Source organism: Azospirillum sp. UENF 111221 (genome assembly GCF_058780625.1).
In genome coordinates, this window is the sequence record NZ_JBSNCH010000005.1 from 1567175 (window position 1) to 1583695 (window position 16521).

The following is a 16521-nucleotide window of genomic DNA, read 5'->3' on the forward strand; positions in this document are numbered from 1 at the left end:
CCGCGCCGTCAGCCACCGACGAAGCGCCGGTTGTGGCCGCGCACCAGCGGATGCTCGTCCGGGCCGGCGACCGGCAGCAGGCCGTTGATCCGCGCCCCCGCTTCCGCCGGCAGGCAGAACAGGTTGATCCCCATGCCGAGCCCGTGGATCTCCGTCCCGGTGTCGACCAGCCCATAGCCGAAGATCGCCTCCGACCGCCCGGCGAAATTGGCCGGATTGTGGAAGGCCGGCAGATACCAGTAGCAGGCATAACCAAGCTCGCCGAGCAGGCGGATGAGCGCGGTCGACTTGTCGGGACGGTCGTTCTCCACATACAGCACCGGCCGGTCGCGGGCGATCAGGCCACGGGCGCCCTCCAGAACCTCCGCTTCCATGCCCTCGACGTCGATCTTGACCAGGCGGATGCGGCCCGCCCCCTCACGGCACAGCCCGTCCAGCCGGTGCACCGGCACCGGCCGGTCCCCCGCCAGCGCGTCGAGCGACAGCGCCCCGTAATTGCCGTCCCTGTCCATCGCCACCGCGGCGAGGTGCAGCATGCCGTCGGCAGCCCCGGCGGCGGCCAGCACGCCGTCGGCCCAGTCCAGCCCGTTCAGCGCAAGATTTCCGCAGAGCAGCCGGTGGTTGGCATCGACCGGCTCCAGCGCCAGCACCCGGCCGGCGGGGCCGACCAGCCGCGCCAGCGCCACCGTGTGGGCGCCGATGTTGGCGCCGACGTCGATCACCCGGTCGCCGGCCCGGACGCACTGGCGGAACAGGGCGACCTCCTGCTCGAAATATTCAGCGTAATAGCCGAGCGACCGGCCGACGACGCTGTCGGTGCGCCGGTACATCATCAAGCCGTGCCGCGCCTTCACCAGCCCGACCGGACCCTCTCCACCCAGCAGATCGTCCGCCATCGCCTCCCCCCGCCGCTCCATCGGCCGGAAGTGTAGCGGAGCCCGATGCAAAGGTCGCGTCCGCCGGAGCCACGCGGCCCCCCTCCCCGGCCCGCGGCGGCCGGGGAAGAGGGCAAGGCATCAGCCTACGCCGATCCCGCTGGGCGCGGTGACGGCATGCTCCTTCAGGATCGCCTCGGAGATCGCCGACACCTCGATCAGCTGCACCTCGTAGCCCCACAAATTGGCGATGTGGCGCAGCACCGCCTTGGCGTCGCTCTCGTCGAGCAGCACGCCGTTGGTGACGCGGTGCTGCAGGATCAGCTTGCGGTCGCCGGCGAGATCGACGTCGACGATCTGGATGTCCGGCTCCAGGTAGCCCAAATCGTACTGGCGGGCCAGCTTCTTGCGGATGTCGCGGTATCCGCGCTCGTTGTGGATGTGATCGACCAGCAGATAGGGGTCTTCTGCGTCGTCGCGCACGCTGAACAGCTTCAGCTTCCGCATCAGGTGCGGACTGAGATACTGGAGGATGAAGCTCTCGTCGCGGAAGTTGGCCCAGGCCTCGCGCACCGCCGCCATGCCGTCGCCGCGGCCGGCGAGGTCGGGGAACCACTGGCGGTCCTCGTCGGTCGGCTTTTCGGCGATGCGGGCGATGTCCTGCATCATCGCGAAGCCGACCGCATAGGGGTTCAGGCCGGAGAAGCGCTTGTCGTCGAATTCCGGCTGGAACACGACGGAGGTGTGCGAGTGCAGGAATTCGAGGAAGGCGCCCTCGCTGATCTGGCCGGTCTCGTGCAGGCGGCTCATGATCTGGTAATGGACGTAGGTGGCGCAGCCCTCGTTCATCACCTTGGTCTGTTTCTGCGGATAGAAATATTGCGAGATGTGGCGGACGATGCGCAACAGCTCGCGCTGCCAATGCTCCAGCCGCGGCGCCTTCTTCTCCAGGAAATAGAGAATGTTCTCCTCCGGCAGGCCCAGCAGCTTCTTGCGCTCCGACACCGACTTGGCCGGGCGCGGGCCGGCGGCGGTTTTGGGCACCGTGCGCCATAGATCGTTGAAGGTCTGGTCCTGATATTCCTGCCGCTCGCGCTCGCGCCGCTGCTCGGTCCGCAGGTCGGACCGTTTCTTCGGGTATTTGTGCACGCCCTGGCTCATCAGCGCATGGGCGGCGTCCAGCACCCGCTCCACCGCCGCATGGCCGTAGCGTTCCTCGCAATGGGCGATGTAGGTCTTGGCGAATTCCAGATAGTCGAGGATGCCCTGGGCATCGGTCCATTGCTGGAACAGCTGGTTGTTCTTGAAGAAATGGTTGTGGCCGAAGGCGGCGTGGGCGATCACCAGCGTCTGCATCGTCATGGTGTTCTCTTCCATGATGTAGCTGATGCAGGGGCTGGAGTTGATGACGATCTCATAGGCCAGGCCGCGATAGCCCTTGCGGTACATCATCTCGTCGCGGGCGAAATGCTTGCCGAAGGACCAGTGCTTGTACATCAGCGGCATGCCGATGGACGAATAGGCGTCGAGCATCTGCTCGGCGGTGATGACCTCGATCTGGTTGGGATAGACGTCGAGGCCCATCTCCTTCAGCGCGATGTGCTCGATGGCGTCATAGACGCGCTTGATCTTGTCGTAATCCCACTCGACGCCGTCATACAGCAGCGCCTCGGGTCTGGTGATCACAGCGGTCATTCTCGATCTCCCCCTGCCGCCCCTCTGCCCCCTGTGGGGGATGAGGGCGGTGATTTCCCTGTATCCCCTCAGGCGCCCCTTACGCTCCCGCCTTCTCGCGGGCGAACAGCTCGCGGAAGACCGGGAAGATTTCCCGGCGGGAACGGACGCGGCGCATCGCCAGCGGGCGTTCCGGGCTCTGCACCTGCTTGTAGGTGCGCCACAGCTCGGTTTCGCGGCCCAGCGCCGACAGGCCCATGTTGTGTTCCGCCGCCACCTCGATGTAGGCGAAATACTGGCACATCGGCAGGATCACGTCGCGCAGCAGGGTCGCCGACTTGGCGTTGTCCGACGACATGTTGTCGCCGTCCGACGCCTGGGCGGCATAGATGTTCCATTCATTGTGCGGGTAGCGCTCCTGCACCACCTTCTGCATCTCCTCCAGCGCGGTGGACACCACGGTGCCGCCGGTCTCGGTGGAATAGAAGAAGGTTTCCTCGTCCACCTCCTTGGCCTCGTGGGTGTGGCGGATGAAGACGATGTCGACCGACCGGTAGCGCCGCCGCAGGAACAGATACAGCAGCATGAAGAAGCGCTTGGCCAGATCCTTCATGTGCTCGGTCATCGAGCCGGACACGTCCATCAGGCAGAACATCACCGCCTGGGCGATCGGCTTCGGCACCGTCTCGAACCGGTTGTAGCGGACGTCGATCGGGTCGATGAAGGGAATCCGGCGCGAGCGCAGGACGATGTGTTCCAGCTGTTCGCGCAACGCCTGGATCTGCGTGGCGTCCTCGCCGGCCTCCTCGGCCTCGCGCAGCATCTCCTCCAGTTCGCGGATCTCGTCGCGCTTCGGGCGTTTCAGCGCGATGCGGCGCGACAGGCTGTTCCGCATGGTGCGGACCAGGTTCAGGTTGGCGGGCGACCCCGACACCGAATAGCCGGCCCGCGTCAGCGTGTGCGATTCCGACTGCTTGACCTTCTGCTTCACCAGATCGGGAAGCTCCAGATCCTCCAGGAAGATGTCGAGGAACTCGTCGCGCGACAGGACGAAGCGGAACTCGTCCTCGCCCTCGCCGTCGGCGCTGCCCTCGCTGCCGCGGCCACCGCCGCCGCCGTCCGGGCGCTGGATGGTGTCGCCTTCCACATATTCCTTGTTGCCGGGCACGACATAGTCGCGCACCCCGCCTTGGGCAGCACGGTGGAAGGACGGTTCGCGCACGCCGCCGGCGGCGATCGTCACCTTCTCGCCGTTCTCGATATCCTGGATGCCCCGTTTTCCCGAGGCGTCGCGGACCGCCTTGACAACCTGTTCCTTGGCACGGCGCAGGAAACGCTGGCGGTTGGCCAGGCTCTTGCCCTGCGGGTTCAGGCGACGGTCGATGATGTTCATCAAGGGGCTGGCCCTCCCACCCGTTTCGTCACGCGGCCTTAGGATCCTGACAGCTTTCTATGACAGTGGGGTTGCCGCGGGGCGTTGCAACACCCCGCCCCGCGGCAATTAAGCGTCCCCCCCGGTCCAGCTGTCCCGACCCGCCGGCCTCAGCCCGCCTGCTTCACCCGCATGTACCACTCGACCAGCCGGCGGACCTGCCGCTCGGTGTAGCCGCGGGTCATCATGCGCGAGACGAACTCGGTGTGCTTCTTCTCGGTGTCGCCGTCCTTCTTCGAGCCGAAGCTGATGACCGGCAGCAGGTCCTCGACCTGGCTGAACATCCGCTTCTCGATCACCTCGCGGATCTTCTCGTAGGAAGTCCAGGACGGGTTGCGGCCGGAGTTGGCCGCCCGCGCCCTCAGCGCGAACTTCACCACCTCGTTGCGGAAGTCCTTCGGGTTGGCGATGCCCGCCGGCTTCTCGATCTTGGTCAGCTCCTGGTTCAGCAGCTCGCGGTTCATCAGCTGGCCGGTGTCGGGATCCTTGAAGTCCTGATCCTCGATCCAGGCGTCGGCATAATCGACATAGCGGTCGAACAGGTTCTGGCCGTAGTCGGAGTAGGATTCCAGATAGGCCTTCTGGATCTCGTTGCCGATGAACTCGGCGTAGCGCGGGGCGAGTTCGGCCTTGATGAACTCGACGTATTTCTTCTCCGTCTCCTCCGGGAACTGTTCGCGGCGGATCGCCTGCTCCAGCACATACATCAGATGCACCGGATCGGCCGAAATCTCGGTCGAGTCGTAGTTGAAGGTCGAGGCGAGCACCTTGAAGGCGAAGCGGGTGGAGATGCCGCCCATGCCCTCGTCGACGCCGCCCTGGTCCTTGTACTCCTGCATCGACTTGGCCTTGGGATCGGTCTCCTTGACGCTCTCGCCGTCATAGACCCGCATCTTGCTGTAGACGCTGCTGTTCGGATGCTCGCGCAGCCGCGACAGCACCGAGAAGCGCGCCAGCATCTCCAGCGTCGCCGGCGCACAGGGCGCGGTCGACAGGTCGGAGCCGTTGACCAGCTTCTCGTAGATCTTCTGCTCCTCCGCCACCCGCAGGCAGTAGGGGACCTTGATCACGCAGATGCGGTCGATGAAGGCTTCGTTGTTCTTGTTGTTCTTGAAGGTCTGCCACTCCGCCTCGTTGGAGTGGGCCAGGATCACGCCCTGGAAGGGAATGGCGCCGATGTTCTCCGAGCCGACATAGTTGCCCTCCTGCGTCGCGGTCAGCAGCGGGTGCAGCATCTTGATCGGGGCCTTGAACATCTCGACGAATTCGAGCATGCCCTGGGTCGCCCGGTTCAGGCCGCCGGAGAAGCTGTAGGCGTCGGGATCGTTCTGGCTGTAGATCTCCAGCTTGCGGATGTCGACCTTGCCGACCAGCGACGAGATGTCCTGGTTGTTCTCGTCGCCCGGCTCGGTCTTGGTGACGCCGATCTGGCGCAGCTTGCTGGGGTGGAGCTTCACCACCTTGAAGCGGTTGATGTCGCCGCCGAACTCGTCGAGGCGCTTGACCGCCCACGGGCTCATCAGCCCGGTCAGGCGGCGCTTGGGGATGCCGAAGCGCTCCTCAAGCTCGTCGCCGATCTCGTCCGGGTTGAACAGCCCGAGCGGGCTTTCGAAGGTCGGGCTGATCTCCTTGCCGGCCTTCAGCACATAGATCGGGCATTTCTCCACCAGCGACTTCAGCCGTTCCGCCAGCGACGACTTGCCGCCGCCGACCGGGCCCAGCAGGTAGAGGATCTGCTTGCGCTCCTCCAGCCCTTGTGCTGCGTGCCGGAAGAAGCCGACGATCCGTTCGATCGTCTCTTCCATGCCGTAGAACTCGGAGAAGGCGGGATAGACCTTGATGGTCCGGTTCATGAAGATGCGGCCCAGGCGCGGGTCGCGGGCCGTGTCGACCACCTCCGGTTCGCCGATGGCGGCGAGGATGCGTTCGGAGGCCGAGGCGTAGGACATCGGGTCGTCGCGGCACAGCTGGAGATAGTCCATCAAGGACATCTCGGTTTCGCGGCGGGTCTCGTAATTCTGCGTGTAGCGCGTGAACAGTTCGTCGGCCGGGAACATTCGTCGCTCCGTCTTATCTGGTCCGATGCGCCGGGGGGCCGCCGGTGGCTGCGGCGGCAGGGCGCGGCGCATGCCGCGATCCAAGGGGCACTCCAGGGAAGGCGCGGACCGCGCAGGGTCCGCAGCCTCCCCGCTCAGCGATAGAAGCCAGCGGTCTGGTGTAAGGAACGGTCCTGTGAAGGCCGGGAGAGGTCCGTCTCGTGACGCGGCGACCCCCGAACGAGTCATTTTTGAATGTAATGCTCCACCTGGAGCTTTCCAGGCACTCAGGCTCCATAGCCGGAAAGCCCGCGGTGAAGCTGGCCTCAGCCATAGGACCTAGGTCCTGCGGCCGGTGTGGGTGCGGCGAGCGCACCTGCTCAACCCACGCGCGTATCGGCCGCGCATGCGTCGGAAGGTTCGGGGAAAGAGGTGTGACGGTGTCGGAAGGTGACGGCGTGGAACCGGCGGCAATCGTCGTTGCCCGTCCGATCGGGAAGAACTGCCCAGTGCGATGCGACCCAAGCGGGTTCCATCGGGCGCTCCTTGTCACGCCATCGGCCTCCTCAAGCAGACGCGCCGCCTCGACCAAGCACGGCGCAGGGATTTACCGTCGATACTGAACTCCAAACCTTAACAATATCCGGTTGAGAGACTTGCGGTCTGCCGCAGTGTCGGCCACGGCCTCGCAACAGAATCCCCCAACACTTCCTTGAGGTCATGTTGCGTCCCAATCGTGCCCATCAACAAGGCGGAAATTGGGTGAGGATGGGGCGTCAACGCGGCACGGTGGAGGGTTACCGCTGGATTACCGAATTGTTTCAATGGCTTGGCACGCTTGCCACGGGGTGGGAAATTTTAAAGGCAGGCCTGCGGCCCCCGCTTGCCCCCAGTGGCGGCAGCAATCTCCGGCGGCAAGCCGGAGTTTCGCACGGTGCCGGCAGCCCTTCCGCCGGACAGCCTCTCAGCATGGCCTCTCAGGCCGGCTGCCAGCCCTTCACCCCGATGCTCAACGCCTCGCGCAGGGTCGCAGGGGTGACGGGCTTGGCCAGCACCGCGTGGGCGCCGCTGTCGCGCGCCTGCGCCTTGCGGTCGTCGTCGACCCGGCCGCTCATGAACACGACCGGCAGGCTGCTGTGGCGCGACTCGCCGCTGGTGCGCAGAGCGCGGACAAAACCGAATCCGTCCATCGGCTGCATTTCCACATCGCACAGCACCAGGTCGGGCGCGTGGGCGGCGACCACCGCCAGTCCCGACTCGCCGTCGGCGGCCTGATGGACCGCCTTGACGCCCAGCGTGCCCAGCATCTTCGCCAGCACCATGCGGGTGAAGGATTCGTCTTCGACCACCAGGACCGACAGGGCGCCGAACGGCGTCCCCGTCTCGCCTGACGTCTTGCCTGCCGCAGCGCTCTCAGCCGACCGGTCAGTCATCACGCCCCGCCCTTTCGCTTGAGCGACCGGCCGGCGGAATGCTGCCGACGGTCATTTCGTGACCCGACCTGTGTACGATGGCAACCAGGGACGCGCAAGATGTCCAAATATACGAGGGTGCACACGGCCCTGGCTCATGCCCTGGCCCATGCTCTGGATGAGCGGTTGCACCGGCCCGTCCGCCCCGCTTAGATGGACGGCATGAGCTTCCTCGATCACATCCGCGCGTGCAACGCGCACGACCTGTCCGGCTTCCGCCCGTTCGAGCTGGACGGCCACACCGTGGGCTGGGTGCGCCATGCCCTGGCCGAGGCGCTGCCCGGGGTCGATCCCGGCTTCGTCGTCACCGCCAACCGGCTGACCATCGCGCCCGAGATCCGGGATTTCGAGGCGCGCTCCACCCTGCTCGACCATGCCGCCGCCTATCTGGTGGAACAGGGAACGGTCAAGGCGCTGCGCGGCGAATATTACCCGGTCCTGCCGCGCTGGGGGGCGGAGCCGCTGGCCCGGCTGGACCGTGCCGCCGTCGGTGCCTTCGGGATCGAGGCCTACGGCCTGCACATCAACGGCTTCGTCCGCGACGACTCCGCCGGTAATGGGGCCGGCGGACTTCTGCTATGGGTCGGCCGGCGCGCCAAGGACCGCGAGGTGGCACCGGGCCAGCTCGACAACCTGATCGCCGGCGGCCAGCCCATCGGCCTGAGCCTGGCCGAGAATCTGGAGAAGGAGGCGGCGGAGGAGGCCGGGCTCGACGCCGAGACCGCGCGGCGCGCCGTGCCGGTCGGCGCCATCAGCTACACCATGGAGACGGCGGCCGGGCTGAAGCGCGACCGCCTGTTCGTCTACGATCTGGAGCTTCCGCCCGGCCTCACCCCCGTCAACACGGATGGCGAGGTGGAGAGCTTCGAACTCTGGCCGCTCGACAAGGTGGCGGAGTCGGTGCGCGGCAGCGGCGAGTGGAAGTTCAACGTGACCCTTGTGGTGGCCGATTTCCTGATCCGCCATGGCCGGCTGACGCCGGAAAACGATCCCGACTATCTGGAGATCGCCCGCAGCCTGCGGCGGTAAGCCCGGCGCTTCGCCGGCCGGGTGCCGATCCGGACAAACAAAAGGCCCCGCCTCTTGCGAGAGCGGGGCTTTTTTCTTCCGGCCGCGGCGGCGCCCGGTACCCTGGTACTGGAGGCGGTTACTGGGGCAGCGGCTGCGGGCTGTCGGCCAGCGAGCGCAGGTAGGCGACGACGGCCGCGCGGTCGTCATCCTTCTTGAGGCCGGCGAAGGTCATCTTGGTGCCCGGAGCATAGCCCTTCGGGTCATAGAGGAACTTGTTCAGCTCGTCATAGGTCCAAGTACCCCCGGTCTTGACCAGCGCGTCGGAGTAGGCGAAGCCCTGCATGTGGCCCTTCGGACCGCCGACGATTCCGAACAGGTTCGGACCGACCTTGGCGGCGCCGCCCTTGTCGAAGCTGTGGCAGGCCGCGCAGGCCTTGGCCACCTTCTGGCCGGCCTCCGGGCTGGCGGCGGCGAGCAGCGGCGCGATCGGCGCCGGACCGGTGGGAGCGGCACCCTTGTCGGCGGGCGCGCTGGCCCCCTCGGGCGTCGCGACGACATAGACGCTCTTTTCGAGCGGCTTAGAATGAACCAGCACCTTGGACGCGAATCCGGCCAGCATCGCGATCAGCCCGGCCAGCAGCACGGCGCCGAAAACCTTGTTCCACTCCATGCTCATTGATGAGCCCCTTTGTTCCCTAATTTCAGTACACTCGGCGTTTCTCCCGCCCGCGGCTGAACGCGCCGCGGCTACCATAGCCCGCGGTCCGAAGCTTCTCATAGCCCGGCGGACCGCGAAAAAAGGTCGCATACAAATTTGTCGCAGTCACCAACCACTTAATTTGCTTGCGCATTACGCTGCATCGCAAAACAGCCGGAAGGCAGGCGCTGCGGCCCCCTGGCGGCTCTCGCACCGTCCGACATGCCATCGCCCGATGCCGCCCCTTGACGCCGCCCCGGCGTCCGTGGTTCACCCGCGCCAGAAAAGCGTCACGAATCCAAGCGTCCCGATTCCCTGACCCACCGGACCTTCCCACCGGAGTTTCCGCGCCATGCCGACCGCCGCCCCCGCCAGCATCTCCGTCGCCCGCCCGGCTAACCCGGTCGTGGTGATCCCGGCACGCATGGCCTCCGTCAGGTTGCCCGGCAAGCCGCTGGCCGACATCCTCGGCGCGCCGATGATCGTCCATGTGCTGCGCCGCGCCATGGAGGCGGAGATCGGCCCGGTGGTGGTCGCCTGCGCCGAGCCTGAGATCGCCCGCGCGGTCGAGGCCGCCGGCGGCACCGCGGTGCTGACGCGCCCCGACCATCCCTCGGGCTCCGACCGCATCTTCGAGGCGCTGCAGCTGATCGACCCGGAGGGGCGGCACGATGCGGTGGTGAATGTGCAGGGCGACCTGCCGACCATCGAGCCGGAGAGCGTGCGCGCCGCCTTCGCCCCGCTGGCCGACCCGGAGGTCGACATCGCCACCCTGGTGGCCGAGATCACGCGGGAGGAGGAGCGGACCAACCCCAATGTGGTGAAGGCGGTGCTGGAGCTGCCGGCCGGAGCCCGCCAGGGCCGCGCGCTCTATTTCACCCGCGCCACCGCGCCGACCGGCGACGGGCCGCTCTACCACCACATCGGTCTCTACGCCTACCGCCGGGCGGCGCTGGAGCGGTTCGTGTCGCTGCCGCCGTCGGTGCTGGAGCAGCGCGAGCGGCTGGAGCAGCTGCGCGCCCTGTCGAACGGCATGCGCATCGACGCGGCGGTCGTTGACGCGGTTCCGCTGGGTGTCGATACTCCCGCCGACCTGGAGCGCGCCTGCGCCCTCCTCTCCAGCCGTCAAGCCGGCTGACATCCGACACAGTCGGTCTTTTATTCAAGATCCGCCGGGGGAATTCCGCTCATGGGCACGTCCAACATCATCGCCTTCCAGGGCTTCCCCGGCGCCTATTCCGATCTGGCCTGCCGCAACGCGCGGCCGACCATGACGACGATGCCCTGCGCCACCTTCGAGGACGCCTTCTCCGCCGTGCGCGACGGGCGGGCGTCGCTGGCGATGATCCCGGTGGAGAACTCCATCGCCGGCCGCGTCGCCGACAACCACTATCTGCTGCCGGAAGGCGGCCTGCATATCATCGGCGAGCATTTCCAGCGGGTGAACCACCAGCTGCTGGCGCCGAAGGGCGCCACGCTGGACAGCATCCAGACCGTGCGCAGCCACATCCAGGCGCTGTCGCAGTGCCAGACCGCCATCCGCGGCCTGGGCCTGCAAGCGATCAACCATGCCGACACGGCCGGCGCCGCGAAAGAGATCGCGGCGATGAACGACCCGCGCCATGCCGCCATCGCCTCTTCGCTGGCCGCCGAGATCTACGGCCTCGACATCCTGAAGAGCGGGATCGAGGACGCCACCCACAACACCACCCGCTTCCTGATCCTGGCGCGCGAGCCGAAGCTGCCGGCGCTGGGCTCCTGCAAGACGATCACCACCTTCGTCTTCCGTGTCCGCAGCGTGCCGGCCGCGCTCTACAAGGCGCTGGGCGGCTTCGCCACCAACGGCATCAACATGACCAAGCTGGAAAGCTACATGGTCGGCGGCCACTTCACCCAGACCCAGTTCTACGCCGACGTCGAGGGCCATCCCGACGAACGCCCGCTGCGCCTCGCCCTGGAGGAGCTGGATTTCTTCGCCCGCGAGGTGAAGATCCTGGGCGTCTATCCGGCCAACCCTTTCCGCTATCAGGAAAGCCAGCGCGTCGGCGAGGACTGACGCTTTCCCGCAACGCCGCAAGTCTTTTCGCAGTTGCCGCAAGTCACGCGTCATTCCGCCGCAGTGACGCAACTTAGCCTTGGCCGCGTCCGGCCGGCGCTGGGCAAGATTAGCTGAAGTTGTTATACAGGAAGCACCGGCAAGCGCCGGTTCCACAAGGGTCCGATTACAACAAACACCACGGCGGCTGACGGGTGAGACCCCGCCGACGGCCATGGCGCCACGGATGGAGGTTGCCATGCTCACGATGGAAGATTGTCTGGGATTGGCCGATCTGGAGGCGGACGAGGTGGCGCAGATCGCCGCCCACGAACATATCCCCTTCATGGCCGCGCTGGAAAAGGGCGCCTCGCTTCTGCATGAACCCTGGGGCGATGCCGCCGTCCGCCAGATGGTCTGGGACAACCTGTGCTGCGCCACCTGCCGCAGCGCGGCCGAATCGGCCTCCCTGATGATGCTCTACAACGACACCTGCACCCGCCACCCCAACCCCTTCGACCGCCGCCGCTCCCCCACGCGTGCGGTGGGGGTGCAGCAGCGGCATTAGGAAGGGTGTCCACCCTTGCCCAGGATGACCGGCCTGACATCGTGTGCTACGCTTGGCAATATCTCAATTCCTGCTCTACGTCAGGCCGACCATGCGCATCATCCGAGGCATGTCCACGCCGCGTCCGGAGCCACCCGCTCCGGCGACCAAGCTCGCATCCGACCCGCCGGACAGCGGACTTTACGACGAGGACTTCGTCGCCTGGATCGAACGTCAGGCGGCGCTGCTTCGTTCGGGTACACTTACCGCACTGGATCGCGCCAACCTCGCCGAAGAGCTGGAGGATATGGGTAAGGCCAAGCGGCAGGAACTGCGCAACCGGCTTGAAGTGCTGCTCACCCATCTCCTCAAGTACCAGTTTCAGCCGGGCATGCGCACCGGCAGTTGGCTTGGAACCATCGGTGAACAGCGCCATCGCATCGAAGACGTGGTGGAGGAAAGCCCGAGCCTGCGCCCATTGCTTGCCGAATTGCTGGAGGATGCGAAGCTCTACAAGCGGGCCGTCCAAAAGGCATCGCTGGAAACCGGCTTGCCCGCCGGCACCTTCCCGACGGTCAGTCCCTATGGCAGGGAGGCGCTGGACGAGCGTTACTGGCCCGGCCCCGGCCCGCATCCGAACCTCGACTGACATGCCGAGGTCCGAAGATCGCAGTCTGAAGTCCGACATGCCCCTGATGAAGCGGATGCTCGGCTTCGTGCTTGCCTTTCAGATCGGCATCTTCGTGAAGCTGTTCATCCACTGATCCCTCACCCCTCCGCCATCCATTCCCGGATCAGGCGGTGGGCGATCGAGTCGGGCCGGGCGAGGCGGAAAGTCTCGTCCGGGGTGTGGCTGCGCAGGAAGTCGCGGTCGAACCAGCGGGCGCTTTCCAGCTCGTCGTTGCCGGTGTCGATGTCGAAGCTGGTGGCCCGCGCGGTGAAGCCCAGCATCAGCGAGGATGGGAAGGGCCAGGGCTGCGACGAGCGGTACCGGATGTCCGTCACCGTCAGCCCGACCTCCTCGAACACCTCGCGGGCGACGGTGTCCTCCAGGCTTTCGCCCGGCTCCAGGAAGCCGGCCAGCACCGAATGCATGCCGGGCGGGAACCGGCTCTGCCGGCCCAGCACCGCCCGGTCGCCGCCGTCATGGACCAGCATGATCACCGCCGGGTCGGTGCGCGGGAAATGGTGGGTGGCGCAGCCGGGGTTGGTACAGAGCCGCACATGTCCGCCCTCCGCCGTCGCCGCCGGGGAGCCGCAGACGCCGCAGAAGCGGTGGCGGGCATTCCACCACACCATGCCGCGGGCATAGGCGCACAGCGCCGCCTCGCCTTCCGGCATCAGCGGGCCGGTGGCGCGCAGATCCTCGAACCGGCCATGGCCGCGCAAGGCCGGCAGCGCGTCCGGGTCCTCGACCATCGACAGGTCGACGGTGAAGACCGGCGTGCCGTCCATCAGGCCGAGAAAGATCGGCACCGCGTCCAGCCCCTCCGCCGGCAGCAGGACGGCGCGGGGCGCATCCTCCGGACCGGCGACGAAGCTCTTGGTCTGCCAGATCGGCAGGACGCGGGACGCGGGGGCGAGCCAGGCCTCCGTCAGCCAATCCTCGTCCTTGCGGCGGAGGGAGGCGCGGTCGATGGGCGCGGCGGCGTAGATGTTGGGTCGGTTCGTCATGGCCCGTCGAGGCTGCCACAAGCCGGGCCGGGCGCAAAGCCCTGCCGGCGGAGGAGCTGCCCGGCGGAAACCGCGGCCTCTCCTCAAGCAGAGCCGGGGCGCTTTCGGGTTTCCGGGGCGGGCACACGCCGTTAGGATGCGGCAACCCTATCGACAGAAGTCTCAAGGAGCGACCATGACCGAACCCTGCCCCGCCCCGATGGTGGCGCTCGCCCAGCGGTTGGCCAACTCCAGCGGCAGCGTGGTCCGCCGCTATTTCCGCACTCCGGTCGCCATCGACGACAAGGCCGACGCCTCGCCGGTCACCATCGCCGACCGCGAGGCGGAGCACGTCATCCGCACCATCATCGAAAGCCAGCGCCCCGACGACGGCATCTATGGCGAGGAGCACGGCACCAAGAACCTGGACGCCGAATGGGTGTGGGTGATCGACCCCATCGACGGCACCAAGTCCTTCATCACCGGCCGGCCGATCTTCGGCACGCTGATCGCCCTGCTGCACCATGGCCGCCCGGTGCTGGGCATCATCGACCAGCCCATCGTCGGCGACCGCTGGATCGGCGTCGATGGCCGCCCGACCACCCACAACGGCCAGACGGTGCGCGTGCGCCCCTGCCCCGGCGGGCTGCCTGCCGCCATGTTCGGCACCACCTCGCCCGACCTGTTCCCCGGCAGCGATTACGAGGCCTACCGCCGCGTCGCCGCCAAGGTGAAGACGGCGTCCTACGGCGGCGACTGCTACAGCTACGGCCTGCTGGCGTCCGGCTATTACGACCTCGTCGTCGAGTCGGGGCTGAAGCTGTACGATTTCGCGGCCTTGGTGCCGGTGGTGACTGGGGCCGGCGGGCTGATGACGGATTGGGAGGGCAAGCCGCTCGACGCCAACTCCACCGGCCGGGTGATCGCCGCCGGCGATCCGCAGACCCACCGCGACGCCATGGCGACGCTGGCCGGTTGAGGGAAGCGCCATGACCGCCATCTCCCCTCCCGCCCGTTCCGTTTTTGAAACGTCCCCTGAAAAGCTGCGGCCCTTCCTGGAAGGGCTGGCGGCGCGGGTGTCGGGCGGGTCGAACTGGATGGTGCGCAAAAAGACCGTCTGCGACCTGCTGCTGGGGCTCGATGCCTTCTTCGCCCTGCCGGCGGCCGAACGCAGCGCCCTGATGGCCAACGGCGGCGCCTCCCCCGATCTCGCCGAGGCCGAGGGCAAGACCGACGGCGGGCCGGAGGATTTCCGCAAGGTCCTGCCGCTCTATGTCGGCGCCATCCTGGAAGGGATGCAGGAGACGGTCATCGCGTCCCCGGAACAGGCGGCGATCTATCTGCTGTCGATCCATCCGGAACATCAGGCGGCGGCGGAGGCCTGGATGCTGGCTGACCCGCGCAACGGAAAGTCGGTGCGCAAGCTGATGCGGACCGACCGCCGCTATCGCCAGTTGATGGACCGCATGGCCGACCATTGGCGCGCGGCGCGAAGCAACTGACCTGAGAACCGGAATTGCGCCCGGAATTGCGCTTGACCGGGGCGCGGGCGTGGCAATCTAACCAGAACGTCCGCACCCCACACAGGACCGCCGATGCGCCGCCTTCTCGTCCTTGCCGCCACGATCCTGACGCTGTCGACATCGGCGATCCTGGCGCCAGCGCAGGCCGCCACCCGGACCGTCACCGCGCTGAAGCAGTTCGGCGAGCCGCAGTTCCAGCCCGGCTTCACCCATTTCCCCCACGTCAATCCCGACGCGCCCAAGGGCGGGTCGGTCGGGCTGGCCGAATCGCAGCCGGGCACCTACGACAGCCTGAACACGCTGATCCTGCGCGGGGTGCGTCCGCGCACGCTGGGGCTGATCTCCGACACGCTGATGGTCGGGTCCGGCTGGGAGCTGGACGCCGCCTACGCCCACATGGCGGAAAGCGTCGAGGTGCCGGACGATTTCGGCTGGGCGATCTTCACGCTGCGCCAGGGCGCCCAGTGGCATGACGGCACGCCGATCACCAGCGCCGACGTGGTCTTCACCTGGGATGCGATCCAGGCCCATGGCGCGCCCTTCATCAAGTCCTTCCTCGACCGCACCGCCAAGGTGGAGGCGCTGGACGACCGCCGCTTCAAGATCACCCTGACCGGCACGGGGGAGATCAAGCCGATCATCGACTTCGCCACCACCTTCTCGCCGCAGCCAAAGCATTGGTGGACGGCGCAGGGGCGCGACATCTCCAAGACGACGCTGGAGCCGGTGCTGGGCAGCGGTCCCTACCGCATCAAGACGGTCGATGCCGGCCGCTCCATCACCTACGAGCGGGTCGCTGACTGGTGGGCGAAGGATTTGCCGACCGCCCGCGGCTTCTACAATTTCGACACCGTGAAGGACGACTTCTACCGCGACGACGACGTGATGTTCGAGGCGTTCAAGGCCGGCGCCTATGATTTCCGCGGCGAATACCGGGCGCAGCGCTGGACCACCGGCTACGACTTCCCCGCCATGAAGGACGGCCGCGTCAAGACGCTGGAGGTGCCGAGCGAGTTGCCGCTGGGCGCCCAGGGCTTCCGCCTGAACACCCGCCGCGACAAGTTCGCCGACCCGCGCGTGCGAGAGGCGCTGGCCCTGCTGTTCGATTTCGACTGGATCCAGAAGAACATCCTGTACGGCCAGTACAAGCGGACGCTCAGCAACTTCCCCAACTCCGACTTCGGCGCCAAGGGACCGCCCGGCCCGGCGGAGCTGGCGCTGCTGGAACCCTTCAAGGCGCAGCTGTCCGAGCGGCTGCTGACCCAGCCCTTCACCCTGCCGACCACCGACGGCAGCGGCAACAACCGCGCCCAGGTGCGCGAGGCGACCCGCCTGTTCAAGGAGGCCGGCTGGGAGGTCCGCAACGGCAAGCTGACCAACGGCAAGACCGGCGAGGTGATGGCGATCGAGTTCCTCGACGGCACCGGCGCGCTGACCCGCGTCATCCAGCCCTATGTCGAGAGCCTGCGCCGCGTCGGCATCGACGCCTCCCTGCGTCTGGTCGATACCGCGCAGTATCAGGCACGGCTGGACGAGTTCGATTTCGACTCGATCATCGTCAACCTC

The 16521-nt window shown here is 66.9% G+C and carries 14 protein-coding genes and 1 pseudogene; 8 read left to right on the top strand and 7 right to left on the bottom strand.

Annotated elements, in window-relative coordinates; translation table 11 throughout:
• Positions 1 to 8 precede the first annotated feature (8 nt).
• From ACWPN3_RS22035 to ACWPN3_RS22055, 5 genes are all read right to left on the bottom strand, one after another.
• Entirely contained in the window at positions 9 to 896 is an 888-nt protein-coding gene (locus ACWPN3_RS22035; protein WP_492241174.1) for an FkbM family methyltransferase, read from the bottom strand.
• A gap of 120 nt (positions 897 to 1016) precedes the next feature.
• Positions 1017 to 2570 carry a SpoVR family protein gene (locus ACWPN3_RS22040; protein WP_109445398.1) on the bottom strand — a complete coding sequence of 518 codons (1554 nt, stop codon included), beginning with the start codon at positions 2568 to 2570 and terminating at the stop codon, positions 1017 to 1019.
• A 79-nt stretch (positions 2571 to 2649) separates the two neighbouring features.
• Complete coding sequence (locus ACWPN3_RS22045) at positions 2650 to 3942, bottom strand: YeaH/YhbH family protein (RefSeq protein WP_109445397.1); 1293 nt, start codon at positions 3940 to 3942, stop codon at positions 2650 to 2652.
• A 149-nt stretch (positions 3943 to 4091) separates the two neighbouring features.
• Complete coding sequence (locus ACWPN3_RS22050) at positions 4092 to 6038, bottom strand: PrkA family serine protein kinase (RefSeq protein WP_098739016.1); 1947 nt, start codon at positions 6036 to 6038, stop codon at positions 4092 to 4094.
• Positions 6039 to 6994: 956 nt separating this feature from the next.
• Positions 6995 to 7450 carry a response regulator gene (locus tag ACWPN3_RS22055; protein WP_247872910.1) on the bottom strand — a complete coding sequence of 152 codons (456 nt, stop codon included), beginning with the start codon at positions 7448 to 7450 and terminating at the stop codon, positions 6995 to 6997.
• 201 nt (positions 7451 to 7651) lie between these two features.
• On the opposite strand from ACWPN3_RS22055, the gene ACWPN3_RS22060 reads away from it, so the two are divergent.
• Positions 7652 to 8518 carry an NUDIX hydrolase gene (locus tag ACWPN3_RS22060; protein ID WP_492241175.1) on the top strand — a complete coding sequence of 289 codons (867 nt, stop codon included), beginning with the start codon at positions 7652 to 7654 and terminating at the stop codon, positions 8516 to 8518.
• A gap of 118 nt (positions 8519 to 8636) precedes the next feature.
• On the opposite strand, the gene ACWPN3_RS22065 is transcribed toward ACWPN3_RS22060, so the two are convergent.
• On the bottom strand, positions 8637 to 9176 hold the full coding sequence (locus ACWPN3_RS22065) for a c-type cytochrome (RefSeq protein ID WP_109445395.1): 540 nt from the start codon (positions 9174 to 9176) through the stop codon (positions 8637 to 8639).
• A gap of 373 nt (positions 9177 to 9549) precedes the next feature.
• Here ACWPN3_RS22065 and ACWPN3_RS22070 point away from each other — a divergent pair, with 373 nt between their 5' ends.
• The 4 genes from ACWPN3_RS22070 (at position 9550) to ACWPN3_RS22085 (ending at position 12428) form a co-directional block, all read left to right on the top strand.
• The gene (locus ACWPN3_RS22070; protein WP_109445394.1) at positions 9550 to 10335 is read left to right on the top strand and encodes a 3-deoxy-manno-octulosonate cytidylyltransferase; all 786 of its coding nucleotides are present in this window, start codon (positions 9550 to 9552) and stop codon (positions 10333 to 10335) included.
• A 51-nt stretch (positions 10336 to 10386) separates the two neighbouring features.
• Complete coding sequence (locus tag ACWPN3_RS22075) at positions 10387 to 11253, top strand: prephenate dehydratase (RefSeq protein ID WP_098739012.1); 867 nt, start codon at positions 10387 to 10389, stop codon at positions 11251 to 11253.
• 238 nt (positions 11254 to 11491) lie between these two features.
• A complete protein-coding gene (locus tag ACWPN3_RS22080; protein ID WP_492241176.1) occupies positions 11492 to 11800 on the top strand; it encodes a hypothetical protein in 309 nt (102 codons plus the stop codon).
• Positions 11801 to 11891: 91 nt separating this feature from the next.
• The gene (locus ACWPN3_RS22085) at positions 11892 to 12428 is read left to right on the top strand and encodes a DUF29 domain-containing protein (protein WP_492241177.1); all 537 of its coding nucleotides are present in this window, start codon (positions 11892 to 11894) and stop codon (positions 12426 to 12428) included.
• A gap of 119 nt (positions 12429 to 12547) precedes the next feature.
• Here the strand turns inward: ACWPN3_RS22085 and nudC are convergent, their stop codons facing one another.
• Entirely contained in the window at positions 12548 to 13453 is a 906-nt protein-coding gene (gene nudC / locus ACWPN3_RS22090; protein WP_492241178.1) for an NAD(+) diphosphatase, read from the bottom strand.
• A gap of 175 nt (positions 13454 to 13628) precedes the next feature.
• Here nudC and hisN point away from each other — a divergent pair, with 175 nt between their 5' ends.
• From hisN to ACWPN3_RS22105, 3 genes and pseudogenes are all read left to right on the top strand, one after another.
• Positions 13629 to 14411 carry a histidinol-phosphatase gene (gene hisN, locus ACWPN3_RS22095; protein ID WP_492261744.1) on the top strand — a complete coding sequence of 261 codons (783 nt, stop codon included), beginning with the start codon at positions 13629 to 13631 and terminating at the stop codon, positions 14409 to 14411.
• A gap of 10 nt (positions 14412 to 14421) precedes the next feature.
• A complete protein-coding gene (locus ACWPN3_RS22100) occupies positions 14422 to 14934 on the top strand; it encodes a hypothetical protein (protein WP_492241180.1) in 513 nt (170 codons plus the stop codon).
• A gap of 417 nt (positions 14935 to 15351) precedes the next feature.
• Positions 15352 to 16506, top strand: a pseudogene (locus ACWPN3_RS22105) (extracellular solute-binding protein); the annotation flags it as partial.
• Positions 16507 to 16521 lie beyond the last annotated feature (15 nt).

Bases quoted from the DNA above. Each gene is read 5' to 3' on its own strand.
- ACWPN3_RS22050 (WP_098739016.1), bottom strand. From the start codon at position 6,038: ATGTTCCCGGCCGACGAACTGTTCACGCGCTACACGCAGAATTACGAG.
- ACWPN3_RS22065 (WP_109445395.1), bottom strand. From the start codon at position 9,176: ATGAGCATGGAGTGGAACAAGGTTTTCGGCGCCGTGCTGCTGGCCGGG.
- ACWPN3_RS22035 (WP_492241174.1), bottom strand. From the start codon at position 896: ATGGCGGACGATCTGCTGGGTGGAGAGGGTCCGGTCGGGCTGGTGAAG.
- ACWPN3_RS22080 (WP_492241176.1), top strand. From the start codon at position 11,492: ATGCTCACGATGGAAGATTGTCTGGGATTGGCCGATCTGGAGGCGGAC.
- ACWPN3_RS22060 (WP_492241175.1), top strand. From the start codon at position 7,652: ATGAGCTTCCTCGATCACATCCGCGCGTGCAACGCGCACGACCTGTCC.
- nudC (WP_492241178.1), bottom strand. From the start codon at position 13,453: ATGACGAACCGACCCAACATCTACGCCGCCGCGCCCATCGACCGCGCC.
- ACWPN3_RS22100 (WP_492241180.1), top strand. From the start codon at position 14,422: ATGACCGCCATCTCCCCTCCCGCCCGTTCCGTTTTTGAAACGTCCCCT.
- ACWPN3_RS22045 (WP_109445397.1), bottom strand. From the start codon at position 3,942: ATGAACATCATCGACCGTCGCCTGAACCCGCAGGGCAAGAGCCTGGCC.
- ACWPN3_RS22085 (WP_492241177.1), top strand. From the start codon at position 11,892: ATGCGCATCATCCGAGGCATGTCCACGCCGCGTCCGGAGCCACCCGCT.
- ACWPN3_RS22055 (WP_247872910.1), bottom strand. From the start codon at position 7,450: ATGACTGACCGGTCGGCTGAGAGCGCTGCGGCAGGCAAGACGTCAGGC.
- ACWPN3_RS22075 (WP_098739012.1), top strand. From the start codon at position 10,387: ATGGGCACGTCCAACATCATCGCCTTCCAGGGCTTCCCCGGCGCCTAT.
- hisN (WP_492261744.1), top strand. From the start codon at position 13,629: ATGACCGAACCCTGCCCCGCCCCGATGGTGGCGCTCGCCCAGCGGTTG.
- ACWPN3_RS22040 (WP_109445398.1), bottom strand. From the start codon at position 2,570: ATGACCGCTGTGATCACCAGACCCGAGGCGCTGCTGTATGACGGCGTC.
- ACWPN3_RS22070 (WP_109445394.1), top strand. From the start codon at position 9,550: ATGCCGACCGCCGCCCCCGCCAGCATCTCCGTCGCCCGCCCGGCTAAC.